At 64.7% G+C, this 4435-nt stretch carries 5 protein-coding genes; 3 read left to right on the forward strand and 2 right to left on the reverse strand.

Annotated elements, in window-relative coordinates; genetic code table 11:
- Nucleotides 1-880 (reverse strand): HisS family protein (locus EN781_RS27030; RefSeq protein WP_145965644.1); only part of this gene is annotated, 880 nt, incomplete at its 3' end.
- 198 nt (nt 881-1078) lie between these two features.
- On the opposite strand from EN781_RS27030, the gene EN781_RS27035 reads away from it, so the two are divergent.
- The gene (locus EN781_RS27035; RefSeq protein WP_126056400.1) at nt 1079-1327 is read left to right on the forward strand and encodes a hypothetical protein; all 249 of its coding nucleotides are present in this window, start codon (nt 1079-1081) and stop codon (nt 1325-1327) included.
- A 73-nt stretch (nt 1328-1400) separates the two neighbouring features.
- On the opposite strand, the gene EN781_RS27040 is transcribed toward EN781_RS27035, so the two are convergent.
- Nucleotides 1401-2039: a DNA-3-methyladenine glycosylase I gene (locus EN781_RS27040; RefSeq protein WP_126056401.1), complete on the reverse strand. Its 639-nt coding sequence runs from the start codon at nt 2037-2039 to the stop codon at nt 1401-1403.
- Nucleotides 2040-2252: 213 nt separating this feature from the next.
- On the opposite strand from EN781_RS27040, the gene EN781_RS27045 reads away from it, so the two are divergent.
- Together EN781_RS27045 and EN781_RS27050 are read left to right on the forward strand one after the other, a co-directional pair.
- Complete coding sequence (locus tag EN781_RS27045) at nt 2253-2993, forward strand: L,D-transpeptidase (protein ID WP_126056402.1); 741 nt, start codon at nt 2253-2255, stop codon at nt 2991-2993.
- A gap of 291 nt (nt 2994-3284) precedes the next feature.
- On the forward strand, nt 3285-4205 hold the full coding sequence (locus tag EN781_RS27050) for a bifunctional 5,10-methylenetetrahydrofolate dehydrogenase/5,10-methenyltetrahydrofolate cyclohydrolase (protein WP_126056403.1): 921 nt from the start codon (nt 3285-3287) through the stop codon (nt 4203-4205).
- Nucleotides 4206-4435: the final 230 nt, after the last annotated feature.

The following is a 4435-nucleotide window of genomic DNA, read 5'->3' on the forward strand; positions in this document are numbered from 1 at the left end:
CCATGGCGACGCGGTCTTCGCCATATCCTGCCGCTCTGACCAGAGCTTCGATCGTGGCAAGTTCGGCGACGCCTTCCTGGTAGACGGCGTTGGAACTGACGCTGGTATTCTGGCCAGCCTGTCCGTTCCTCGCCGTTGCAATCAGCACAGCTTCGGCCTGCGTGTCTTTCAGTCCGGCGCCCTTCGCGAAATCGCCTTCGCCTTCCTTGCCGCCATCCCAGCGCCCCGGACCAAGCAGGAGCCTCACGCCTTCCGGCCCGAGCTTGTCCAGTTTGTCTATCGCGCGCAGCACCGTCAGCCGCCGCCCCGCATTCTCGTCACCGCCGAGGCCGATCGCCTCTAGCACGCCGTCGAGCACCTTGCGGTTGTTGACGCGAATGACGTAGTCGCCGCGCTTGATGCCGAGCGCTTCCATGACGTCGGCCATCATCATTGCCATCTCGGCGTCTGCCGCCACACCGGGCGTGCCGATCGTGTCGGCATCGAACTGCATGAACTGGCGGAAGCGGCCGGGTCCGGGTTTTTCGTTGCGGAACACCCAGCCGGAGCGGTAGCTGCGATAGGGTTTGGGCAGCTTGTCAAAATTCTCGGCGACGAAGCGTGCCGTCGGCGCGGTCAGGTCGTAGCGCAGCGACAGCCACTGGTCATCATCATCCTGGAAGGAAAAGACGCCTTCGTTCGGCCGGTCCTGGTCGGGCAGGAATTTGCCGAGCGCGTCGGTGTATTCGATCATCGGCTGGTCGACCGGCTCGAAGCCGTAGAGCTCATAGACGCCGCGGATGGTCGCCATCATCTTCTCGACGGCGCGGATGTCATCGGCGCCGCGGTCGGCAAACCCGCGCGGCAGCCGCGCTTTCGTCTTTTCCGATTTGTCGGCCATGGGATGGGGTCTTTTCGTTCGATAGATGCTGGCTGGTTGCGGGCGCGCGTGTCCTAGCCCATGCGGCTTGGAGCGGCAAGGGTTTGCACCTTCACGGAAACAAACGGCGCCCAAAGGAAACAATTCCGCCATCGGCGCGGCATCGTGTCGACACAATCGCAGCCGATAAAGCGCACCGAAAACAAAGAGTTCGGGGCTATGAGCACCACGGGACAATTCGACACCATCAACGGCGGCACGCGCGAACTGCCCATCCGGCTGCGCCCGGCCGACCACCAGGCGCCCGTGACGGTGAGCCAGGCAGCCGGGCCGTTCGAGGTGGATCCGCGCCGGGGCTCATCCATGCGTGATGCGCTGATGACCGGCCTGCTGGTGATCTATCCGGCTTTCGCCGCGCTGGCGGCGATCGTCGCCGGCCTGTTCCTCACCGGCGCCAGCGGCATCTAGTCTCGCAGGCGGGCGCTGCCCCTCATCCGCCCTTCGGGCACCTTCTCCCCGTGGAACGGGGAGAAGGAAGGTCCTACCTCGGCCGTTTGAACCTCTTCCGCTCCGCTTCCACTGCGTTGCGGCAGACGCATCCTTCGAGATGGTCGTTGACAAGGCCCATCGCCTGCATGAAGGCGTAGACGGTGGTCGGGCCGACGAAGCTCCAGCCCCGCTTCTTCAGCTCCTTCGAGATGCGGACCGAGACCGCCGTCGTCGGATTGGCGCGCAGATGGGCAAGGTCGACGATCTCCGGGCGCTCGCCCGCGCCCGGCTCGAACTTCCAGAACCAGGCCGCCAGCGAGCCGAACTCATCAACCATTTCGCGCGCCCGTTTGGCGTTGTTGATGGTCGAGACGATCTTGCCGCGATGGCGGATGATGCCGGCATTGCCGAGCAGGCGCTCGACATCCTTGTCGGTGAACTGAGCCACCTTGTCGAAGTCGAAGCCAGCGAAGGCCTCGCGGAAATTCTCGCGCTTGCGCAGGATGGTCAGCCAGGAAAGGCCGGACTGGAAGCCTTCGAGGCAGATCTTCTCGAACAGCCGCCGGTCGTCCACCACCGGCCGGCCCCACTCATGGTCGTGGTAGTGCAGATAGTCCGGCAGATTGCCATGCCAGAAGCAGCGCGCCTTGCCGTCAGGGCCGTCGAGCAGGCCGGCATTTTCAGTTCCCATTGCCAGAAATCCGTTCGTTAATGCGCCTCGGCGCCTGTTTTACCGTGGCTTTACCAGATTCCTGAACCGGCCGGTAACCACACCAAAAGGTTTACTGACACATCGGCATTTTACGCATTCCGATTCATGTTTCGGTTGCCGCTTCGCGCCAAGGATCGCGCAACCGGGGGCGGTTTCGTGCCTCCGTCCGTTCGACGATCAAGGTGCGTTCCGATGAAGACAACGTTGGTTTCCCTGCTGGGTGCCGCGGCGGTTCTTGCCGCCGGCGCCACCGCCTCCAATGCCGATGACCGCTATGCCGACCGGCCGCCGGTGATGGTGAGCCCCGACCTTTCGGCGCCCTGGGTGCTGCAGCTTGGCCGCGCGCCTGGTATCGTGCGGCAGACCCGCCAGATGGTGCAGCAGCCGCAGCGGCGCTATCTGCAGGTCCAGCCCGACCAGCAGCGCACGGCGGCGGTGCAGCAGCCGGCCCGGCGCACGGCGATGCGGCCGCAGATCAACCCGATCTACCTGCCGCAGGAAGTCGCGTTCGACGGGCCGCAGAAACCAGGCACCATCGTCATCGATACGCACCAGAATTTCCTCTATCTGGTCGAGAAGGACGGCAAGGCGCGGCGCTACGGCGTCGGCACCGGCAAGCCGGGCTTCGAATGGTCGGGCACGCACAAGATCACCGACAAGCGCGTCTGGCCGGACTGGCGCCCGCCGGCGGTGATGATCAAGCGCGAGGCCGCCAAGGGCCGCTATCTGCCGACCTATCTGGCCGGCGGCGAGGAGAACCCGCTGGGCGCCCGTGCGCTTTATCTCGGCACGACGGAATACCGCATCCATGGCACCAACCAGCCATGGACGATCGGCGGCGCCGTATCTTCCGGCTGCATCCGCATGCGCAACGAGGACGTCGTCGACCTCTACGAGCGCGTCAATGTCGGAACGACGGTGGTGGTGATATAGGGACTGCGAATCTATCGGTCAGGCAGCGCCGACTAATTTTGGCGCCAGCTGTTGCTCCCAAGCCATAGCGCATATTCGGGAGACGTGCTTAGACTGGCAACGAGTTAACGGGGGACGGGCCGTGTGGGGATGCGGCCGGTCACGAAAGGGCAGCACGGGAAACCGCGCTGCCCTTTCGCCTTTCGAGGCAAAACGCGTCGCGCTGAAGGCAGAGCGTTTCGTTTTCGGAGGCTGATTTCCCGGACGGCCTCTGCTATTGCAGCGCACAATTCCCGACGCCAAAGGTCAGCCATGTCCCGGTCCGACGACAGCCGCTATCTCAAGGGTGGGCCGGTGGCCCAGCGCATCATCGCCTCCGTGCGCGAGGACGCCGCGATCGCCACAGCCGAGGGGTTTCCGCCAAAGCTGGTGTCGATCACCGTCGGCGACACCGCCGCAGTCGATGTCTATGTGCGCAACCAGCGCGCCAAGGCGGAACTGGCCGGCATCGGCTTCGAAGAGCGGCGCTTTGCCGCCGACATCACCGCCGGCGAACTGGAGGCCGCGATCCACGGCCTCAATGCCGATCCACGCGTCACCGGCATCATCATCCAGCGGCCGGTGCCGGTGCACATCCCGATCAAGACGCTGCAGGCGGCGGTGCATCCGCTGAAAGACGTCGAGGGCATGCATCCGGCCTCGATCGGCAATATCGTCTACAACCAGCTCGATCTGGCGCCCTGCACGGCGGCCGCCTCGGTCGAGCTCTTGAAGGAGACCGGCCTCGACCTCAAGGGGCTCGAGGTGGTCGTCGTCGGCCATTCCGAGATCGTCGGCAAGCCGATCGCCTTCCTCTTGATGAGCGAGGGCGCGACGGTGACGGTCTGCCATCACATGACGCGTTCGGTGGCAGCACACGCGCGGCGCGCCGACGCACTGTTCGTCGCCGTCGGCAAGCCGCGCCTGATCAAGGCAGATATGGTGAAGCCGGGCGCCGCCGTCATCGACATCGGCATCAATTCCGAGATCGGACCGGACGGCGAGAGCCGCATAGTCGGCGACGTCGACACCGACAGCGTCAAAGAGGTCGCCTCCTGGATCACGCCGGTGCCGGGCGGCGTCGGGCCGATCACGGTGGCGATCCTGCTGCGCAACACGATGGTGGCGCTCAGCCGCCAGCGCGCGCTCTACCACGCGACCTACGGCGTGGCGGACAAGCTGGCGGCGGAGTAGCGCGGTCACACGCCCGAGGCTATTACGTCAACCAAGCCGTTTCCAATTTTTGCAGACACGCCAATTGTCGAAGCTGGCGCCGCCCCTCATCGCCCGCCGGGCACTTCTCCCCGTATAGTGACGGGGAGAAGGGGCTGGTGTCCGAACCGGATAGATAGGTAACAGAATGGACCGATTGCATAGGTGACAGTTTTCTCCCTCGCCGGAGGACCCGGCGATGGTTTGGCGAG

The organism is Mesorhizobium sp. M4A.F.Ca.ET.090.04.2.1 (genome assembly GCF_003999085.1).
GTDB lineage: Bacteria > Pseudomonadota > Alphaproteobacteria > Rhizobiales > Rhizobiaceae > Mesorhizobium.